The organism is Thiothrix winogradskyi (assembly GCF_021650935.1).
Taxonomy (GTDB): domain Bacteria; phylum Pseudomonadota; class Gammaproteobacteria; order Thiotrichales; family Thiotrichaceae; genus Thiothrix; species Thiothrix winogradskyi.
Genome location: NZ_CP091244.1, coordinates 854195 through 873471, shown reverse-complemented (window position 1 = coordinate 873471; position 19277 = coordinate 854195). Strand labels below are relative to the sequence as shown.

Here is a 19277-nt window from a genome sequence, read left to right as displayed (position 1 = left end):
GCTACGGACTGAAAGTCCCGGATACACGTCGGCTAAACGACGTGTCGGTACGCTTACTCCGGTTCCATCTTGAAATGGTCGTTTGGATTTGGCTCAAAGTGATGCTCCAAATACTGTTTGATCATCTCTTCCGTCATTTGACCCACGGTGGCGCAGAAATACCCGCGTGCCCAAAAATGCCTTCCCCAGTAACGTTTCTTCACATGGGGGAACTCCTCAAACAGCCGACTGGATGTCCTTCCCTTGATCCGACGCATGATTTCACTCGGTGCTAGTTCCGGCGGGCAACTCACCAAGATATGCACATGGTCTTTGCTCACCACGCCTTTGACTATCCTGATCTCAAATGCCTCGCAAGTCTGCCGAACAAGCTCACGCACACGCTGCGCTACTTCTCCCGTCAACACCTTGTAACGGTATTTCGTCACCCAAACAAAGTGATACTCAATCTGATAGACCGTGTGACTGCCATAGCGGTAATCCATGCTGCACCTCGCTTCGTTCATACAGCGCATTATCGCAGCTAAAGCTGACCGGCTAAAGCCGGTGGTTTAAACCTTGTGATTGAAAATTAAGTGCAAGCCGTCAGTGCGCTCCAGCAAGTGGCTGGTTTTGCCACCGGGAGCAGCGCACGCATCCAAAACGCGCATTCCGGCTTGGCAATCCAGCAATTGTGCGGCGAGTTGCGCAGCGGCATCTTGCACCGACACCGTGCCACTGAAAAAGCCAGGGAGTTGTTCGACACCGACGGGGGTTTGCAAGATCAAGGCGCTATCCACTGCGGGGACAAGCTCCGCCGCAATGCCCGCCTCTTGCAGCAAGGCTTGATACGCCGCCGTGGTTTGCATCCGTTGATTGACTCGCAAGGTCATCGGCGCGTGCGTATTGCTGGCGCTGAGAATGTCTGCCCAGTCGTCCGGCCACGCGATTTGCAGGCGTTTAAGTAGCCAGTCGGGGCAAGCGTAACGTGCCGTGACAGTACTATCCGCTTGCACCAACAATTCGGCTTGCTGGCGGATAAAGGTGCGTAACACGCCATTCACCAGTTTGCCCGCCCAGTCTTTTTTGAGTTTTTTGGTGGCTTTAACCGTTTCGTTGACGGCGGCGTGGTCAGGTTTGCGCTGGTAAATGAGCTGGTACAGCCCAATGCGTAACAGGCATTCCACATCCTTATCCGCCGCTTTTAACGCTTTCTTCACCAGTTTTTTGAGGATAGCGCTTAAACGCTCGTGCCAGCGCAAGGTGCCGAAACACATGTCGCGTAACAACGCCTGATCTTGCGGATTGAGCGTCGCAATTGTGCGGTCTTGCAACACCTCGGTAAGGGATTCGCCCTCATAAATCACTCGTTGTAAGCACAACGCCGCTGTCGCACGGGCGCTCACAATTGCACTCCTAGCAACGAACGCCCGTTGAGGAATTGCTCGGCGGTTAAGCGTTTGCCACCGGGGAGTTGCAAGCTGAGGATGCGCACGACCCCATCACCCGTGGCAATATCGACGCCGGATTTGCTTTCGGCAATGACCGTGCCGGGAGAAGAAACCCCTCCCAGCCTCCCCTTATCAGGGGAGGAGCGAAGAAAAGATAGGACGTCTTCTTGTCCATCCCCTGATAAGGGGAGGTTAGGAGGGGTTTCTTTTACAGAAGACGCAAACAACCGCAACGGCTGTCCCTCATACAAGGTAAACGCCACCGGATACGCATCAAACGCACGGATGGTACGGTCAATCACTGCCGCTGCTTGTGTCCAGTCGATTTGCGCTTCTGCCTTGGTAAGTTTATGGGCGTAATTGGCGAGTGCGTCGTCTTGCACTTCGGGTTGCAGCTTGCCTGCTGCCAGCAATTCCAACGTATGCAACAATGCAGTTGCGCCCTGTTCCGCCAGTTTGTCGTGGATGCTTTGCCCGCCATCTTGCGGGGTAATCGGGCAAACGGTTTTGTACAACATATCGCCGGTATCCAAGCCTGCTGCCATTTGCATAATGGTGACACCGGTTTCGGTATCACCCGCCTGAATCGCGCGTTGAATCGGTGCTGCCCCGCGCCAGCGCGGCAATAGCGACCCGTGGATATTGAGGCAACCGTAACGCGGAATGTCCAGTGCCGCTTGCGGCAAAATCAAGCCATACGCCGCTACGATCATCACATCGGGGGCGTAATCACGCAGGGTTTGCTGCGCTTCGGGCGGTTTCAGGGAAAGCGGCTGTTCCACCGGAATACCAGCGGCGACCGCGACCTGTTTCACCGGACCAAAGGTGAGCTTGCGCCCCCGCCCCGACGGACGGTCAGGTTGGCAATACACCGCCACCACGTCATGCCCCGCCGCTAACAATGCCTGCAAGGCAGGGACAGCAAATTCGGGCGTTCCCGCGTACACGACCCTCATGCGATGATCGCTTTGGCGGCAGCAGCGCGGCGTTCTGCCAATTTAGCCTGTTCTTTTTCCCACTTTTGCACCACTTTGCGGGCGCGTTGTTGCTTGAGGGTGGAGAGGTAGTCGACGAATAATTTGCCATCCAAATGGTCGATTTCGTGTTGGATACAAATCGCCAGCAACTCATCGAAGTCTTGCTCCAGCACTTCACCTTCGCGGGTCAGGGCGCGTAACCGGATGCGTTCGGCACGGGTCACTTTTTCGTAGTAATCGGGAACCGAGAGACAGCCTTCCTCGTGTTCGATTTTGCCTTCTTTGTGCAAAATTTCCGGGTTGATCAGGCACAGCCGCTCCGTTTTCGTTTCCGAAATATCCAAGGTGATAATGCGCTGATGAATGTTGACCTGCGTTGCCGCCAAGCCAATGCCTTGGTTGGCGTACATGGTTTCAAACATATCATCCACAATCTGTTGGATGCTCGCGTCAACCTGGGCAACCGGCGCGGCTTTCTTGCGCAAACGCGGGTCTGGATGGTGTAAAATCTCTAGTTGTGCCATTGTAAATACCGAAAATCTAAAAGTTCTGAATGTTTCCCAAGCCATAGTTTATTATAACCTGCACATCCAACCCATAATAACGACAAGGATACCACCATGCGGCATTCTTCTGCTTTTTTCTTAAACACCCTGTGCCTTAGCATCGGGGCGACCCTTGTGCTTAGCGGCTGCGGCGCAACCACTACAACCCCGCGCGGGGGTGCAGACCCTTACGACAAGTATTATGGGCAAGTGACCTCGCAATCAAGTGATGCCGTTGATTCCGGTAACATTATCGTCAACCCCGCCGCACCCAACAGCTATGTGGTCAAAAAAGGTGATACCTTATGGCGCATTGCGCGTAAATTCCTGAACACGCCTTGGCATTGGCCGGAAATCTGGGACAAGAACCAACGCATTGCCAACCCGCATCAGCTTTACCCCGGCGATGTCTTGACCTTCGATTATGCCAACGGCGCAAACGGCGATAAATTGCAACCGCGCATTCGCGTTGACCGTCGTGGGCAAGGCGAACCCATTTCAACCTTGGCGGAATTCATGCTGTGGCCACGGGTGCTAGATGAGGCAACGATTAAGAATGCGCCGTATATCCTCGCCTCACGCGATGATCGCCAGTTGATTACCGAAGGCGAAACCATTTACGTCAAAAACCTACGCAATGCAGCAGCAGGAACCCGCTGTGCCATCTTCCACCCTAATAAGGTCTTGCATGACCCGCGTACCGGGCAATTGCTCGGCTATGAAGTGACCTATGGCGGCTACAGCCGGGTCGAACGGGTCGATAACACCTCAACCGCCACCGTCGTGGATGCGAAACGCGAAATCCGCAAAGGCGACCGCTTGCTGGCCCCGATTGATGACGTGGCTTACCTGAATGGCGTAATCCATGCGCCCCGCACCAAAATTCGCGGCGACATTATCTCATTGTTTGATGCGGAAGCGATTAGCGGCAACCACATGATTGCGGTAATTAATAAAGGACAGCGTGATCGCATCGAAGTGGGGCATACCTTAGGTGTCTACGCCCAGGGCAAATACGTCGTGGATGTGGTGGAATCGTGCAAAGCCAAATCGGGCGCGGTGTGCAGCCAACTCCCACCTGAAAAAGTGGCAAATCTGGTGGTTTATAAAGTGACCGACCGGGTAAGTTACGGGTTGATTATGGATGCTACCCGTGAGGTGAAAGACGGGGATAAAGTGGGAAATCCTTAAAACAGCGATAACGTGTCGGACTCAAGTCCGACACTCTCACTCAGGCTTCCATGAATTCATACTTTTTCAGCAAACGGTACACATTGCGCTCGCTAATCCCCAGCGTCCGCGCCACCTTGCCGCGATGCCCGTTGAACTTGTCCAGCAATACGTGCAGATAATGCTTTTCCAAATCCTCCAGCGTCGGTATCTGTTCAAAATCCAGACTCACGCCTTTGCTGGCAGGCGCAGCAACCGTCGCCACCACGCCATCACTCAGCATGATATGTCCCGGCAAAATTCGCGCCGTATCACCGGATAGGATAATTGCCCGTTCCACCATGTTTTTGAGTTCGCGGATATTCCCCGGCCACGGGTAAGCCACCAATTTCGCCAACGCCTCCTCACTCAGATGCTTATTAACCCGCCGTGAAAAGTCATGGTTATTGATGAAATGTTTCACCAACGCCGGAATGTCTTCGCGGCGTTGGCGCAACGGCGGCACGTAAATGGTAAAGGCATTCAAACGGTAAAACAGGTCAGCGCGGAACGTGCCTTCCTGCGACATGGCGAGCAAATCGCGGTTAGTCGCCGCCACCACCCGCACATTGGCGGTCATATCACGGGTTCCACCCAGCCGCCGGAAACGCCCGGTTTCCAGTACCCGCAACAGTTTAGCCTGAATCGCCGGGGTAATTTCACCGATTTCATCCAGAAACAGCGTGCCGCCTTCGGCACTTTCGATCAGCCCTTTTTTCTGGCGGTCAGCACCGGTAAACGCACCTTTCTCATGCCCGAACAGCTCGGACTCGAACAGGTTTTCCTGCATGGTGCAGCAATCCAAAGCGACGAAACTACGGCTGGCAACTTGGCTGCGCTCGTGGATTTCGCGGGCAACCAATTCCTTGCCCACCCCGCTTTCGCCCTGAATCAGCACCGTCATCATGCTAGGGGCAACCGCACCGATCATGTTTTCCACTTCCTTCAAGGCGGGGCTTTGCCCGACCATGAAGGATTTGCGCTTTTGCACCTGTTCCTTGAGGTAAAGGAATTCCTGTTTCATGCTGTGCGCGTCCAACACTTTGCGGATCACCAGTTGCAACTCGTCCAGATTGACCGGCTTGAGCAAGTATTCGGCTGCGCCCGCCTGCATCGCTCCCACCGCTTCCTTAACGCTGCCGTAGGCGGTAATAATAATCACTGGGCAATCGCCCACCAGTTGCGGCAAAACGTCACGCCCCCGTGCATCTGGCAACTGGCAATCCAAGAGCACCAGATGCGGGTCGTGTTGCTGCAAATAAGCCTGCGCGGCTGCCCACGAATGCACCCCGGTTGCGGCATACCCCATGCGGTTAAGCTGCCCCACCATCAGGCGATTCAGGGTTACATCATCATCAACCACCAAAATCAGGGGAATCATGCTGCCTCCTGGGTCAGGTTTTGCACATCGTCCGCATCTGGGAAATGCAGCATAAACGCCGTCTTGCCCGCCGCGTGTTCCGCCACCTGTATTTGCCCGCCGTGTTGCTTGACCAAGGTACGGGTAATGGTCAACCCCAGCCCCGTGCCGCGTTGGTCATGGCGACGGCTAAAAAACGGATCGAAAATGTGCGCCAGAATCTCATCGGGAATCCCCGTGCCAGTATCTTCCACCCGGATTTCCACACTAGCACCCTGTTTTCGGGAAATAACACACAACAAACCACCCTCTGGCATGGCGTGGAAAGCATTTTGTACCAGATTCAGGATAATCATGCGCAGATCGTTATCTGCCGCAAGAATGCGCGGATTGCTGGCATCCAGTTGTAAAGATTCACCAATCCCTTTTTGCTCACGCTCAAAACGCAATAGGGACAGTGTTTCACGAATCACCGTGTTCACCTCCACCAGTTCGGGATGACCACTGGCAAGCGCCCCCAATTTCATCAGACGATGCGTCACATCCAAACACTGCTCCACTTGTTCATCCACCAAATGCAGGTAGTCCTTCAGTTCGGTCACATTTTCCTGTGAGGTATCCAGTATTCGGTCACTGGCTTGCAGCGCAATGCGTACCGATGCCAGCGGGTTATGGATTTCGTGAGCAACACCGGCTGCCAACTCACCCAGCGAGGCAAGTTTTTGTTCATGCGAATACTGCACCGCTTTGTCCATATCCCGTACCGACTCCACCACCAAGCATTCTGACGCAAGGTCTGCCCCTGCTGTCACGGGCAAACGCGCCGCGTAGACTTCGGTGGATAGCAATGAACCATCCGCCCGCTGCAGGGTTTCCATGAATTTCAATGTCGGTTGTTCGGCACTCAAGGTCGCCAGCGGGCAGCTACGCAAGGAGGGCGGACAAGGGGTGTCACGCTGGTAAGTGACCTTGTAACAGTATTGCTGGCGTAAGCTCTCCGCAGAAGCAACGCCACACTGTTCTGCATAAGCACGGTTTGCCACCACAATCTGGAAATACGGGTCAATCACCCGCACCCCGTCCGGTACGGCATCAATCAAGCCTTGCAGGAACTGTTCGCGGCTTTGCAACACCTGATGACCGTGTTGCAAACGTTCTGCCATGTGGTTAAAGGTAGTGGCAAGATTCGCCATTTCATCACTGCCCCGCACGGGAACACGGGTGGTCAAATCACCTTGCGACAGCGCTTGGCTGGCCTGATGCAAACGGCTGACAGGTTGCAATACATAGCGCTGCATAAACCACCAGGCTGCCCACGCGCTGAACAGGACTGCCACCACACCAGCCCCAGCCAATATCAAGATATTCATCCAGCCCTTTTGGCGGATCGGAGCCGCATCATAATCCACGACTAAAATGCCATTGACCGGGTGGGTATCAGGGCTACCGTGGCATTGCATACACTCTTGCTTATTCCTGACCGGATGGAAAGTACGCAACAATTCACCACCATGACTAGGAGTGAAAAAACGGGTCACAGGCTCCAGCGGCAGGCTGGCAGCGGTACAGTTCGGGCAAAACTGCTGGATGATTGATGCTTCCATCTGCCCCAGCCGTTCTTGCCGGGAAGCAAAGCGCACCTCACCTGCCGGATTGAGGATCATGACCTCCTTCACCCCCTCCTGCCTGCCCAAATCGCCGATAATGTCACGCAAACCGGGCAAGTCACGGCGTAACATGGCACCTTCCAGTGACGACTTCAGCAACAAACTGACCGAATGCGAGGCTTGAGTACGCTCATCCGCAATCTGCGCATTGTAGAAGTAATAAAACATTAACAGGAAACACACCGACACCAGCCCCAATACCCCAAACAGGAAGACAATAAAGCGACGGCTCAGGTGTTGCGTAGACATAGGCACGGAATAACTCCCTATTTTGATAGGGAGAGTGTAGCGCACATTATGACAAAATGTCCTAATTAGCTTCTATCATGACACAATGTCATTCATAGCATGACACTCTGTCATGATTTCAAATATCAAACACCTAACTTTTAGCAAGGAACACACCAAATAAATATCTATTTATCAAAATCTTATTTAAAAAACCTGTTATCTGGCACGGTTTCTGCTTTACATGGATGAGTGAAGGACAACGAGAGGAGATAACCCAATATGCGAATGCATCACTTCTTACTGGTGCTGCTTGCCACCACCGCACAGGCAGACGAGATTGCCTATATCGCAGGCACAAACCCGGCAGAACGTCCCGCCACCGCTCCCACCATTACTGAAGTTCAGAAAGATGCCGCATGGTATGCAAGCGCATTGCAGGGGGTATCACAGCCTTACCCTGCTTCGCTGCGCTTTCTGGAAAATCAGGGTAACTGGTTTAGCCCTTTCACTCACGCTGGTATGCCCCCTCCTTACGATCTGCGTGAATGGCACACCGGCAAGTAACGTTCCAAAACGTAACCGTTAATTAACCTTTGGATGGAGACTTCAAATGAAACAGTTTGTTAAAAAAACCTTGGCTATGTTGGTTGGTGCTATGCTGCTGTCACCGGTGGCATTTGCCGAACAACAAGGCATGGGCGGTATGTCCGGGATGCAAGGCATGGGCGGTATGTCTGGAATGCAGGGCATGGGCGGCATGTCTGGAATGCAGGGCATGGGCGGCATGTCTGGAATGCAGGGCATGGGCGGTATGGATGGCATGTCAGGCATGTCCGGCATGGCTGGACGGCAGCAAGGTATGAGTGGTATGTCAGGCATGGGCGGCATGTCCGGGATGCAAGGCATGGGTGGCATGAACGGTATGTCAGGCATGTCCGGCATGGATGGCATGTCCGGCATGGATGGCATGAGTGGTATGTCAGGCATGGGTGGCATGTCCGGGATGCAAGGCATGGGTGGCATGTCCGGGATGGCGGGTCAGCAAGGCGCTTGGGTTTGGGTTCCTGACCAGACAGGCATGGGTGGTATGTCTGGGATGCAAGGCATGGGCGGCATGGGCGGCATGTCAGGAATGAACGGCATGTCCGGGATGAACGGTATGTCAGGCATGGGCGGCATGTCCGGGATGCAAGGCATGGGCGGTATGAATGGCATGGCAGGGATGCAGGGAATGTCCGGCATGGCAGGTCAAGGCGGTAAATGGGTTTGGATGCCTACCCAAAGTGGCATGGGCGGCATGAACGGTATGTCAGGCATGGGTGGCATGAACGGTATGTCGGGCATGAACGGTATGTCGGGCATGGGCGGCATGTCCGGGATGAACGGTATGTCAGGCATGGGTGGCATGAACGGTATGTCAGGCATGGGTGGCATGAACGGTATGTCGGGCATGAACGGTATGTCGGGCATGAACGGTATGTCGGGCATGAACGGTATGTCGGGCATGAACGGTATGTCGGGCATGAACGGTATGTCGGGCATGGGCGGCATGTCCGGGATGAACGGTATGTCAGGCATGGATGGCATGTCCGGGATGAACGGTATGTCAGGCATGGGCGGCATGTCCGGGATGAACGGTATGTCAGGCATGGGCGGCATGTCCGGGATGCAAGGCATGGGCGGCATGTCTGGTATGCAAGGTTGGACACCACCAACCAAATAAAGCTTCCCTCACTTTAACCCCTCTCCTCAATGGGGAGGGGACTTTTCAAAAGGAGTCAAGTTCATGAATGCAGGCAAGGATAAATGGTGGATTGGTATAATAGCCCTCGTTGCCGTGGTTATCTGGGGACTCGCAACACATTTTACTTCTAATAAAACACCAGACAGTGCTACCACAAATAATGTGTCCGCCCCCCCCACACAAACAGTAATAGCCGCGTCGCCAACAACGACTAACGAGGCTCCCTCCAAAGCCACTGACGAGGCTCTCTCCCAAACTGTTGCGACATCCACAGCCAGCAACGCGGACTATGTGCGTGCCCGCTACGACCCCATACACTTTAAACCTGCCATTGACACAGCCACGGATGCCGACTGCCTGAAATGCCATCAGGAAGTACTGGATACCAACACCCGCGATGCATCCCCGGCAGGTTTACAAAAAAATACTACACTGGCATGGTATCAAACCCTTGATACCTACGAAGGCGAGCAAATGACGTTTCACCAGCGCCATTTAACCGCACCCTTTATTAAAAAGGTTGCCAATATGAGTTGCACTACCTGTCATCAGGGTAACGACCCGCGCGATGAAGTGAGTGGTAGTGCATTTGATACCCAAGCCGGTTTAACCATGCGCAAAATGGTTGACCCCGATACCTGTCTGATGTGCCACGGCAAATTCCCGCACGAAGTCATGGGACTGCCGGGGCCATGGGAACAAAGCGGTGCAACCTTCCAGAACAACTGCCTGTTGTGCCATGCCGGTATCCGTACCGTGCGCCATCAGGTCAATTTCCTGAATGCAGCGGGTATTGAACAAGAAGGTGCTGCTAACAGCGATAGCTGCTACGGTTGCCACGGTGGGCGGTCATGGTATCGTACCAGCTTCCCCTACCCGCGCCACGCATGGCCGGGTGCTACCCCGACACCGGATTGGGCAAAAAACCGCCCAACCGAATCTGACCTGCGTTTCTTGATTGAAGGGAGCAAACCATGAATAACGGACAAGACTGGAAAGACAAGCTGAAGTCCTCCCTGAAGATGGATCGGCGCAGCTTCCTGAAAACCACCGCTTTAGGTTCAGCCGCTGTCGCCGCAGGCGGGCTGACCCTCAAGCCCAAAGAAGCCCAGGCATTCGCCTATGAGCCTTACCCGCGTGATGATGAGTTAACCACTGTTGTCACCAGTTGCGCCCACAACTGCGGCTCACGCCACATGCTGGTGGCTCACAAGAAAGGTGACGTGATTGTGCGCCTGTCCACCGATGACGGGCGTTACCAGAAAGACGGCGCATTCGGCAAGGATACCTTTGAAGAACCACAAATCCGCGCCTGCTTGCGGGGGCGTTCCTACCGCGCCCGCCTGTATTCGCAAGAACGCCTGCTCTACCCAATGGTACGCACCGGTGCACGCGGCGAAGGCAAATTCAAACGCGCCTCATGGGATGCCGCGCTGGATTTAGTCGCCGAAAAGATGGAATTGTTGAAAAGCAAATACGGCCCCACTGCCCTGCTCGATCAGGCTTATGCTGGTGCATCTTGGGGCGTACTGCACAAATCCGACCAGATCGAAGGTTTACAGGCACGTTTCTTGGGTATGTACGGCTGCCGCACCAGTTCGTGGTCAGTGCCATCGTATGAGGGCACTAAGTTCAGTTCGCGCATCACCTTTGGCACGATTGAAGATGGCAACGAAGATGATGCTTTCGCCCATTCCAAACTGATCATTATGTGGGGCTGGAATCCGGCGTATACCTTCCACGGCGGCAATACCTTCTACTACATGCGCATGGCGAAGCAGAAAGGTTGCAAATTCGTGCTGGTTGACCCGCAATACACCGACTCCGCTTCTGCCTATGATGCGTGGTGGATTCCGATACGCCCCAATACCGATGCGGCGATGATGGCGGGCATGGCACATTACATCTTCGCCAATAACCTGCACGACCAGAACTTCATCAACAAATTCACCCAAGGCATGGATGCGGGTACGATGCCAGACTGGGCGAAGGATCAGGAAAACTTCAAGGATTACATCCTCGGCACCTACGACAACACCCCCAAATCACCCGAATGGGCAGCAGAAATCTGCGGGGTGTCAGCCGATGACATCAAGAAACTGGCGCAACTGTACGCCACCACCAAACCGGCAGCCCTGAAAGCCTCATGGTCGCCGGGGCGTAACGCTTACGGCGAACAGTACAACCGCATGGCAGCCGCCTTGCAAGCCATGACCGGCAATATTGGTGTATTGGGCGGCTGCTCCGAAGGCATCGGCAAGGCATGGCACGCCGAAGGTGTTGCCTACCCTTACGACGAATTCGCCAATGTGTTCTACCAGTCCATTAAATCCGACCGCTGGGCGCATTGCGTGCTGAATTACCCGAATGTGAAACGCGAAGACATCGGCTTGTGGCCGGGCGGCAAGGCGGGTGACGGGCTGATTCCCGACATTCGCGGCATTTTCTGGCAAGGCTCGGACTGGTTCAACCAGCTCACCAATATCAACAAGGAAATCAAAGCCATCAACAAGCTGGACTTGGTGGTGTGCAATGATTCGACCATTACCCCGTCTGGCTTGTATGCCGATGTATTGCTGCCCGTTGCCACCCACTTCGAGCGTCATGACGTGGCATTGCCTTGGTACAAGGGGCATTACTACATTCACCGCCCCAAAGTCATCCAGCCACTGGGCGAAAGTAAAACCGACTTCCAGATTTACACCGAGTTGGCGTATCGCCTCGGCGGTGAGCAATTCGGCAAGCGTTACAACCCCAAAGCCAACCGTGATTACTTCCTCAATGACGATGCGGTGGATAACGCTTACCTGAAAGACTGGTGGGAACACAAGGTGATGGCACACCAGCATGTAGAAATGCCGTGGGATGAGTTCCAAAAACGCGGGGTTTACAAATTCAAACTGGCACGCCCGCACGTCGCTTTCCAGGACAATGTGGAAAAAGGGCTGCCCTGGCCCACCCCTTCCGGGAAGATCGAAATCTTCTCCGGGCAGTTGGCACAGTACGATGATTGGACAAAAACCGCTTACGGGCATGAAATCCCCGCCATCCCCAAATGGATTGTGCCGTGGGAATACCTCGGTGATAAAGAAAAGACCGTCAAGCATCCCTTCCATTTGATTTCACCGCACCCGCGTCACCGTACCCACTCGATTTTCAACAATATCGGCTGGTTGCGTGAAACTTATGAACAGGAAGTGACCGTCAATGCCAGTGATGCGAAAAAACTCGGCATCAAGACCGGCGATACCGTGGAAGTGTTCAACGACCGGGGCAGCATTATTGTGCCAGTGTATGTGACCGAACGCCTGATGCCCGGTGTATTGGTGGTGTATGAAGGCGCATGGATTGATCTGGATGAAAACGGCATTGACCGCGCAGGCAACCCCGACATGCTGACCTTGGATGAACCCAGCCCTGCCGGTTCGTTTGCCTACAACACGGTATTGTGCAATATCCGCAAGACCGATCTGGCACACAAACCCGGTTGGGACAGACTGGCGACTGCCCGTAGCCACGTGTTCCGGCGTGACTTGTAATACCCTGTAATATTCTGAGGAGAACCCCTATGGCAAACGAGCCATCACCTAAAAATCCGGTATTACAGGACAAGGCCACCATCAAGGAAGCCATTAAACGCCATAAGAAAGAGGTCTACACACCGGTAGTACCCGAACAGCAATTCGGCTTCATCCACCACAATGTGGACTGTATTGGTTGTCGCGCCTGTGAAATTGCCTGCAAGGACAAAAATGGCCTAGCACCGGGGCCACGTTTCCGCCGCGTCATGTACGTGGAAGGTGGCACTTACCCGGCGGTGTATGCCTACAAGGTGAATATGTCGTGCAACCATTGCGCGGAACCAGCATGTTTGCCGACCTGCCCGACCGGGGCGATTTTCAAGCGCAAACAGGATGGCATCGTCGATATTGATTCCACCCTGTGCATTGGCTGCCGCCGTTGTGAAGCCGCTTGCCCCTATGGTGCGCCGCAATTCATCCCCGAACAGAACATCGTCTCCAAATGCAATATGTGCGTGGACGAGATTGATGCAGGGCGCAAGCCGTATTGCGTGATGGCGTGCATGATGCGGGTGCTGGATATTGGTCCGATTGATCAGTTACGGGCGGGTGCTTACCAAACCAAGGCGATGGCTCCCACCGAAAAGGACAAGCTGGTGGGGCAAGTGAAAGGCATGGCAGACCCTGCACTGACTAACCCATCCATTGTGTTCATTGCCCACAGTCAAGGCAAGGTCGAGCCAGTCGCCGCAACCCCTGCGGCTTCCGCAGCCCAACCAGCCCCTGTCACACCGGAGAAAAAATGATGCTGGAAGTCATCAACGACCTGCGTCTGCTGGCGGATTTACACGCGACGGAAGTGACCGCAGAGAAACTGGAGGAACTGCGGGCAGTTGCGTTCCTGGGGGCAGAGGCATTGCCGCAGCCGCTCCCCGCTACCCTGCTTGACGAGCTTGCCTGTGACTTTGCCGACATTTACCTCCACGGTAAATTCCACAGTTCGCCGCAGGAATCGGTGTGGCTTGATGACGAGGAGCTGATTTGCCAGCAACCAATGTTTGAAGTGCGCGACTGGTATGCCCGCCACGAACTGGCGGTTCCCGACTGGCGCAAGCGGGCAGATGACCATCTAGTCAATGAGCTGCTGTTTATTGCCCACCTGCTGGACAAGGCAGCCGAACAGGCAGAGCCACTGGTATTGCTGGCAGAAACGGCACGTTTCATGGATGAACACCTGCTGCGCTGGCTGCTACCGTTTGCCCAGCGGGTCGCGCAACGCTGCCACACTGAGTTCTATGCCAAGCTGGCACTGGAAACAGCGGCATACGCCGAACATATCCGTGATTCACTGGCAGAAATTCTGGGTGTGCCGCGCCCGACCCACGAGGAAATCGAAACCCGCATGAAAGCCCAGCAGCGGGCAGCGGCACAGCCGCAAACCATGCAATATTACCCCGGCGTTGCGCCGAGCTGGTAAGCCATGAGTTTATCGCTGGGGTGGTTCAAACAACTTAAACAAGAATGGGTGATCCCAGAGATTGTCCCTGAACGTTGCGTCCACAGCCTCTGCGAAGTGGCGAGCTGCACCCGTTGCGTGGATGCCTGCCCACAGGAGGCGTGGATACTGGATGATGCCAGCCTGAAGATTGATACCTCGCGTTGTGATGGTTGCGGCTTGTGTGTCACGGCTTGTACAGAGTCGGCATTAGTGGGGAATACCCCGGTGGTGAAGGTCACACCCGCCCTCAACCGCCGCCAGTTTTTGCGCAAAGCCTTGGCATTTTCCGTCGACGACAGCATGGCTCCACCCGTGGCTTTGCCATCCAACACCTTCGTACCCACGCTGAGCGCGGCAAATTGCAATGGCTGTGATGCGTGTATAAAGCTTTGCCCACATCAGGCGTTACAATTGGAAAAGCGTGACGATGGGCAAGCCCTTGCCTACCGGATTCAGGCGGAACATTGCACGGGATGCGGAATTTGTATGGATGTGTGTGAGCGGGATGCGGTTAACGTTCGGCAAATGCAGCCAGTGAATCAGCCAACAGATCAGCCATTAGGCAATACCACGATTCCTTTGGTGCAAGCGCGTTGTAAGGCGTGTGGCAGCCATTTTCACTACCCGGCGGATGGCAATGCAGTAAAACAGCACTGCCGAATCTGCGCCCAAACGAATCATCATCGGCAACTGTTTCAGGTTTACTGAGCGCCTGAGTGGGACAGAACACGTCCTGCCCCACCCGTAGCGAACGCAAGCGCGTTACAGTTCTTTCATATTCGTGATCAATTCATTCGCGACCGCCTGCCCGTCGCCATACAGCATCCGGCAGTTGTCGGCGAAGAACAGGTGGTTCTCAATCCCAGAGAACCCCGCCCCTTGACCGCGTTTCACCACGATCACGTTCTTGGCGTAATCCGCGTTCAGAATCGGCATTCCGTAAATTGGGCTGTTCGGGTCAGTCCGCGCAATCGGGTTCACCACGTCATTCGCCCCAATCACCAACGCCACATCGGCAGTGCGAAATTCTTCGTTGATTTCATCCAGATCGTAAATAATGTCATACGGCACGCCCGCTTCCGCCAGCAATACGTTCATGTGCCCCGGCATCCGCCCCGCAACTGGGTGAATCGCAAACTTGACCGTTACGCCACGCTCTTGCAATTGCTTGGTCATTTCCCAAACCTTGTGCTGCGCTTGCGCGACTGCCATGCCGTAACCGGGGATGATAATGACCTTTTCCGCAAACGCCATCATAATGGCAGCGTCAGGAGCTTCAATCGCTTTCATGGAACCGCTGACTTCCTGCGCCTCACCCGTGGTTTCGCCGAAATTGCTGAACAGCACGTTGGTAATCGGGCGGTTCATCGCTTTTGCCATCAATTGCGTCAGCAACATACCGGCAGCACCCACCACAACCCCCGCAATCATCATTGCAGGATTATTCAGCACATAACCTTCAAAACCGACGGCAAGACCTGTGAAAGCGTTGTAGAGGGAAATCACTACCGGCATATCCGCACCACCAATCGGCAGCGTCATCATCACCCCAAACGCCAGTGCCAGTGCGAAGAACAGGAACAGCACAAACATGCCGTAATCCGTCCCGCTGGTCGCAATCCCCAAGCCTATCCACACGGTGACAACAAATAAGGCGGCGTTGATACGTTGCTGATGCTTAAAGCGGAAAGCCCCGCGTAATTGTTTCAGACCTTGCAACTTACCGAAGGCAATCAATGAGCCAGAGAATGCTACCGCACCAATCAGCGCACCCGCCACCGCGAGTAATTGCACCACCGGATCCATTTCATGACGCTTAATCAATTCCACCGCCGCAATCGCCGCCGCCGCACCGCCGCCCATGCCGTTGTAGAGCGCAATCATTTGCGGCATATCGGTCATTGCGACTTCTTTACCGGTTTTCCAAGCAATGCCACCACCGACGGCAATCCCGATGAAAATCAGCAAGTAATTGGTGTTGACGTGCGGGTGCGCGAACGTAATCAAGGTTGCCAGCACCATGCCGATGCCTGCCCACACAATCCCGCGCCGCGCCGTGACCGGCGATGCCATTTGCTTAAGACCGAGGATGAACAGCACTGCGGCTGCCAAGTAAAAAATTTCAACAAAAAGGTTCATGCTTATTTCTCCCCTTTGCTGCTTTTAAACATTTCTAACATGCGTTCGGTCACGACGTAACCACCAACCGCGTTACCCGCTGCCAGTACCACCGCAATGAACCCAATCAATTGTTCCATAAAGCCTTCTGCCTGACCTAGCACGACCATTGCGCCGACTAACACAATGCCGTGAACGAAATTTGAACCCGACATGAGCGGGGTGTGCAGGATAACCGGCACTTTGGAAATCACTTCATAGCCGACAAATCCGGCAAGGATGAAGATGTAAATGGCGATAAAACCTTCCATTGTTATGCTCCTTCAACCAGTTGGCGAATGGCTGCGTTCATGATTTTGCCTTCGTGGGTGAGTAACGCGCCTGCAATCACTTCGTCGCTGAAGTCGGGAGCATACGCACCGTCTTTCAGCATGGGAGTCAGGAAATTGAGCAAGTTTTTAGCGTACATTTCAGACGCATGTACCGGCACTTGACTAGGCACATTGAGGGGCGCGTGAATGGTCACACCGTTATGCACAATGGTTTTACCCGGTTGTGTCAGGGTGCAGTTGCCGCCGCCTTCCGCTGCCAAGTCGATAATGACCGCGCCGGATTTCATGCCATCCACCGTGGATTCGGGAATGATTTTCGGGGAAGGACGACCCGGAACCGCAGCGGTGGTAATCAGCACGTCAGCCGTAGCAATGTGTTTCGCCAAGGCTTCTTGCTGTTGCTGCTTTTCTTCAGCGGTGAGTTCGCGGGCGTAACCGCCCGTGCCTTCCGCCGTAATACCGAGTTCGATGAATTTTGCACCGAGTGATTGCACTTGCTCTTTGGTCGCGGAACGCACGTCATAGGCTTCAACCACTGCGCCCAAACGCCGTGCGGTTGCAATTGCCTGCAAACCTGCCACGCCCACGCCAATGATAATGACTTTGGAGGGGCGAATCGTGCCTGCCGCCGTGGTCAGCATCGGGAAAAAGCGCGGCGCGAGATCAGCACCCATAATCGCGGCTTTGTAACCAGCGATAGCAGCTTGCGAAGACAGCACGTCCATCGACTGCGCCCGCGAAATTCGTGGAATCAGCTCCATCGCAAAGCTGGTGATATTTTTAGCGTTGAGTGCCGCAATCCGCTCCGGGGATTGGTAAGGTTGCAACATGCCGATTAACACACTGCCCGCTTTTAATTGGGCAATTTCTGCGTCAGACGGGGGTTGTACCTTGAGCACAATGTCGGCTTGCTGATAAAGATCGTTTGCCGTAGCCACCAGCGTTGCCCCGGTGAAGGCGCTATCAGGAAGGTGTGCCGCAGCGCCCGCCCCGGTTTCGACCAAAACTTCAGCACCTAATTTGCTGAGTTTGGCGATAACGCTGGATTCGATGGCAACCCGACGCTCGCCCTCGGCGGTTTCCTTGGGCACAGCCACTTTGATTGACATATGTTCTGTCTCCAGAAGGATTGTGGTGAAAATGTAGAGTGTTATTAAGCCGGAAAAGCACAATCCGACCCGTATAAGGGTCAACATACTAGCTGAATATTAGCTGGGAATGAAATATTCCCATGCGGATAGCACCCAAAGAAAAGCCGGGGCTTACCCGGCTTTTCCTTGATCAAGACCCTACAGGTTTAGTGTAGGTTAGATGCGGGTCTTAGCGTGTGCCGCTCGCAGTCACGTCAACGCGACGGTTAGCTGCACGACCTTCTTTAGTGCCATTATTAGCAACAGGTTGTGACTCGCCTTGACCAGACGCTTTGATAGCTGCTGCCGGAACGCCTTTGCTAGCCAAATAGTTAGCCACTGCTGCCGCACGCTGCTCAGACAACTTTTGGTTGTAAGCATCAGAACCCACGCTATCGGTATGCCCGACTACGCTGATACCCGTTACTTTTGCACCAGCCAAACCAGACAGGAACTGATTCAAGTTAGCTTGACCTGCTGGCTTGAGTACCGCTTTGTCAAAGTCGAAGTTAGCATCAGAACTCAAGCTCATTTGATGGATGGGTTTTGGAGCCGGAGCCGGAGCCGGTGCGGGCGCTGGAGCCGGAGCTGGTGCGGGTGCTGGTGGAGGCGGTGCCGCTTCACAGCCTTCTGGATTACTGCCAAATTGTGCATTGACGCATTCGCCAGCGCTATTTTTGACCGCTTCGCCAGCACTGTTTTGAACGTATTTGCCATCTTCTGCATGAGCAGTCGTCATCATCATGGTTGCCATCATCGTAGCAATGCTGATACCTGCAATTTTCTTCAGAGTCATTGTGATCTCCTTTAGCCTAGTTTTGAGTGTCGATTGTTGGAATCCGCGTTTCTGCATCATGAAATAATTAGTACTGTCAGCAGAATGCGTAGATTACGACTATAGTGTCTTAAATATACAACAACGGCTAAGATTATAGGTTACTTTCTGGGTAAGTGCCTATAGGCAAGCGGAATTTTCTTGGGAAAGGCACAAAGAAAAGCCCCCTTACCGTGAGGCAAGGAGGCTTATTAACCCATTGATGAATCAAGTAGCTTGATTCGTTGTCAGGTTTATTTCGCGAAACGCTTCATGCTGGAACGTGCCGCGTCATCCATTTGGACTGGACCTTTGTAGTTGCCTTTCGCTTTCACTTTAGGGACAACTGGTGCACGTGGCGCAGCACGTGGCGTTGGCGCAGCAACAGGAGCGGCTGGCGCTGCGGCTGGTGGAGCAGGTGCTGCTTCACAACCTTCTGGCGCGAAGCCGTATACGGCTTGAACGCATTCGCCGTTGCTATTTTTAACAACTTCGCCGTTGCTATTTTTGACAACTTTCATATCAGCCGCGTGAGCGCCAGCAGTAGCCAGCATCAGAGCAGCAAAGCTAATGCCTGCAATCTGTTTCAGAGTCATGGTGATCTCCTTCAAGTCTAGGTTTTGAGTCGTAAGTTGGATTTTGCTTTATGTTTGAGCGTAGCATTAATACCACAATTGTGTATATTGCACGACGAACGCACG

General features: G+C 54.0%; 19 protein-coding genes. 8 read left to right on the top strand and 11 right to left on the bottom strand.

Features of this window, described 5'->3' with window-relative positions; all coding sequences use genetic code 11:
* Positions 1 to 53: 53 nt before the first annotated feature.
* From tnpA to def, 4 genes are all read right to left on the bottom strand, one after another.
* A complete protein-coding gene (tnpA, locus tag L2Y54_RS04570) occupies positions 54 to 485 on the bottom strand; it encodes an IS200/IS605 family transposase (RefSeq protein ID WP_236501979.1) in 432 nt (143 codons plus the stop codon).
* A 66-nt stretch (positions 486 to 551) separates the two neighbouring features.
* Positions 552 to 1385 (bottom strand): transcription antitermination factor NusB, encoded by an 834-nt coding sequence (locus L2Y54_RS04565; protein ID WP_236500141.1) that lies wholly within the window; start codon positions 1383 to 1385, stop codon positions 552 to 554.
* Positions 1382 to 2386 (bottom strand): methionyl-tRNA formyltransferase, encoded by a 1005-nt coding sequence (fmt, locus tag L2Y54_RS04560; RefSeq protein WP_236500137.1) that lies wholly within the window; start codon positions 2384 to 2386, stop codon positions 1382 to 1384. The genes L2Y54_RS04565 and fmt overlap by 4 nt, the downstream gene beginning before the upstream one ends.
* Positions 2383 to 2931, bottom strand: coding sequence for a peptide deformylase (gene def, locus L2Y54_RS04555; protein ID WP_236500135.1), 549 nt, complete (start codon positions 2929 to 2931; stop codon positions 2383 to 2385). The genes fmt and def overlap by 4 nt, the downstream gene beginning before the upstream one ends.
* Positions 2932 to 3027: 96 nt before the next feature.
* Between def and L2Y54_RS04550 the strand changes: the two genes are divergently transcribed.
* Complete coding sequence (locus L2Y54_RS04550) at positions 3028 to 4143, top strand: LysM peptidoglycan-binding domain-containing protein (protein WP_236500132.1); 1116 nt, start codon at positions 3028 to 3030, stop codon at positions 4141 to 4143.
* A 40-nt stretch (positions 4144 to 4183) separates the two neighbouring features.
* Here L2Y54_RS04550 and L2Y54_RS04545 read toward each other — a convergent pair whose 3' ends face one another.
* Both L2Y54_RS04545 and L2Y54_RS04540 read right to left on the bottom strand, forming a co-directional pair.
* Positions 4184 to 5542, bottom strand: coding sequence for a sigma-54-dependent transcriptional regulator (locus tag L2Y54_RS04545; protein ID WP_236500130.1), 1359 nt, complete (start codon positions 5540 to 5542; stop codon positions 4184 to 4186).
* Complete coding sequence (locus tag L2Y54_RS04540) at positions 5539 to 7437, bottom strand: ATP-binding protein (protein WP_236501995.1); 1899 nt, start codon at positions 7435 to 7437, stop codon at positions 5539 to 5541. The genes L2Y54_RS04545 and L2Y54_RS04540 overlap by 4 nt, the downstream gene beginning before the upstream one ends.
* Before the next feature lie 261 nt (positions 7438 to 7698).
* On the opposite strand from L2Y54_RS04540, the gene L2Y54_RS04535 reads away from it, so the two are divergent.
* From L2Y54_RS04535 to L2Y54_RS04505, 7 genes are all read left to right on the top strand, one after another.
* Entirely contained in the window at positions 7699 to 7983 is a 285-nt protein-coding gene (locus tag L2Y54_RS04535) for a hypothetical protein (RefSeq protein ID WP_236500129.1), read from the top strand.
* A 46-nt stretch (positions 7984 to 8029) separates the two neighbouring features.
* Positions 8030 to 9142 (top strand): hypothetical protein, encoded by a 1113-nt coding sequence (locus L2Y54_RS04530; RefSeq protein WP_236500126.1) that lies wholly within the window; start codon positions 8030 to 8032, stop codon positions 9140 to 9142.
* A 63-nt stretch (positions 9143 to 9205) separates the two neighbouring features.
* Entirely contained in the window at positions 9206 to 10141 is a 936-nt protein-coding gene (locus L2Y54_RS04525) for a hypothetical protein (protein ID WP_236500125.1), read from the top strand.
* Positions 10138 to 12702 (top strand): molybdopterin-dependent oxidoreductase, encoded by a 2565-nt coding sequence (locus L2Y54_RS04520; protein ID WP_236500121.1) that lies wholly within the window; start codon positions 10138 to 10140, stop codon positions 12700 to 12702. The genes L2Y54_RS04525 and L2Y54_RS04520 overlap by 4 nt, the downstream gene beginning before the upstream one ends.
* 29 nt (positions 12703 to 12731) lie before the next feature.
* Positions 12732 to 13490, top strand: coding sequence for a 4Fe-4S dicluster domain-containing protein (locus L2Y54_RS04515; RefSeq protein WP_236500120.1), 759 nt, complete (start codon positions 12732 to 12734; stop codon positions 13488 to 13490).
* The gene (locus tag L2Y54_RS04510; RefSeq protein WP_236500118.1) at positions 13487 to 14161 is read left to right on the top strand and encodes a TorD/DmsD family molecular chaperone; all 675 of its coding nucleotides are present in this window, start codon (positions 13487 to 13489) and stop codon (positions 14159 to 14161) included. Before L2Y54_RS04515 ends, L2Y54_RS04510 begins: the two co-directional genes overlap by 4 nt.
* Positions 14162 to 14164: 3 nt before the next feature.
* Entirely contained in the window at positions 14165 to 14890 is a 726-nt protein-coding gene (locus L2Y54_RS04505) for a 4Fe-4S binding protein (protein ID WP_236500115.1), read from the top strand.
* Between the two features lie 54 nt (positions 14891 to 14944).
* Here L2Y54_RS04505 and L2Y54_RS04500 read toward each other — a convergent pair whose 3' ends face one another.
* From L2Y54_RS04500 to L2Y54_RS04480, 5 genes are all read right to left on the bottom strand, one after another.
* Entirely contained in the window at positions 14945 to 16321 is a 1377-nt protein-coding gene (locus tag L2Y54_RS04500; protein WP_236500113.1) for an NAD(P)(+) transhydrogenase (Re/Si-specific) subunit beta, read from the bottom strand.
* A gap of 2 nt (positions 16322 to 16323) precedes the next feature.
* On the bottom strand, positions 16324 to 16611 hold the full coding sequence (locus tag L2Y54_RS04495; RefSeq protein ID WP_210228005.1) for an NAD(P) transhydrogenase subunit alpha part 2: 288 nt from the start codon (positions 16609 to 16611) through the stop codon (positions 16324 to 16326).
* Between the two features lie 2 nt (positions 16612 to 16613).
* Complete coding sequence (locus L2Y54_RS04490) at positions 16614 to 17741, bottom strand: Re/Si-specific NAD(P)(+) transhydrogenase subunit alpha (protein ID WP_236500111.1); 1128 nt, start codon at positions 17739 to 17741, stop codon at positions 16614 to 16616.
* Between the two features lie 211 nt (positions 17742 to 17952).
* Positions 17953 to 18558, bottom strand: a complete 606-nt coding sequence (locus L2Y54_RS21735; RefSeq protein WP_311196222.1) for an OmpA family protein — start codon at positions 18556 to 18558, stop codon at positions 17953 to 17955.
* Positions 18559 to 18830: 272 nt separating this feature from the next.
* Positions 18831 to 19172: a hypothetical protein gene (locus tag L2Y54_RS04480; protein ID WP_236500108.1), complete on the bottom strand. Its 342-nt coding sequence runs from the start codon at positions 19170 to 19172 to the stop codon at positions 18831 to 18833.
* Positions 19173 to 19277 lie beyond the last annotated feature (105 nt).

Coding starts and splice junctions, on each gene's coding strand:
- tnpA (WP_236501979.1), bottom strand. CDS start 485: ATGGATTACCGCTATGGCAGTCACACGGTCTATCAGATTGAGTATCAC.
- fmt (WP_236500137.1), bottom strand. CDS start 2,386: ATGAGGGTCGTGTACGCGGGAACGCCCGAATTTGCTGTCCCTGCCTTG.
- def (WP_236500135.1), bottom strand. CDS start 2,931: ATGGCACAACTAGAGATTTTACACCATCCAGACCCGCGTTTGCGCAAG.
- L2Y54_RS04550 (WP_236500132.1), top strand. CDS start 3,028: ATGCGGCATTCTTCTGCTTTTTTCTTAAACACCCTGTGCCTTAGCATC.
- L2Y54_RS04545 (WP_236500130.1), bottom strand. CDS start 5,542: ATGATTCCCCTGATTTTGGTGGTTGATGATGATGTAACCCTGAATCGC.
- L2Y54_RS04540 (WP_236501995.1), bottom strand. CDS start 7,437: ATGTCTACGCAACACCTGAGCCGTCGCTTTATTGTCTTCCTGTTTGGG.
- L2Y54_RS04535 (WP_236500129.1), top strand. CDS start 7,699: ATGCGAATGCATCACTTCTTACTGGTGCTGCTTGCCACCACCGCACAG.
- L2Y54_RS04530 (WP_236500126.1), top strand. CDS start 8,030: ATGAAACAGTTTGTTAAAAAAACCTTGGCTATGTTGGTTGGTGCTATG.
- L2Y54_RS04525 (WP_236500125.1), top strand. CDS start 9,206: ATGAATGCAGGCAAGGATAAATGGTGGATTGGTATAATAGCCCTCGTT.
- L2Y54_RS04520 (WP_236500121.1), top strand. CDS start 10,138: ATGAATAACGGACAAGACTGGAAAGACAAGCTGAAGTCCTCCCTGAAG.
- L2Y54_RS04515 (WP_236500120.1), top strand. CDS start 12,732: ATGGCAAACGAGCCATCACCTAAAAATCCGGTATTACAGGACAAGGCC.
- L2Y54_RS04510 (WP_236500118.1), top strand. CDS start 13,487: ATGATGCTGGAAGTCATCAACGACCTGCGTCTGCTGGCGGATTTACAC.
- L2Y54_RS04505 (WP_236500115.1), top strand. CDS start 14,165: ATGAGTTTATCGCTGGGGTGGTTCAAACAACTTAAACAAGAATGGGTG.
- L2Y54_RS04500 (WP_236500113.1), bottom strand. CDS start 16,321: ATGAACCTTTTTGTTGAAATTTTTTACTTGGCAGCCGCAGTGCTGTTC.
- L2Y54_RS04495 (WP_210228005.1), bottom strand. CDS start 16,611: ATGGAAGGTTTTATCGCCATTTACATCTTCATCCTTGCCGGATTTGTC.
- L2Y54_RS04490 (WP_236500111.1), bottom strand. CDS start 17,741: ATGTCAATCAAAGTGGCTGTGCCCAAGGAAACCGCCGAGGGCGAGCGT.
- L2Y54_RS21735 (WP_311196222.1), bottom strand. CDS start 18,558: ATGACTCTGAAGAAAATTGCAGGTATCAGCATTGCTACGATGATGGCA.
- L2Y54_RS04480 (WP_236500108.1), bottom strand. CDS start 19,172: ATGACTCTGAAACAGATTGCAGGCATTAGCTTTGCTGCTCTGATGCTG.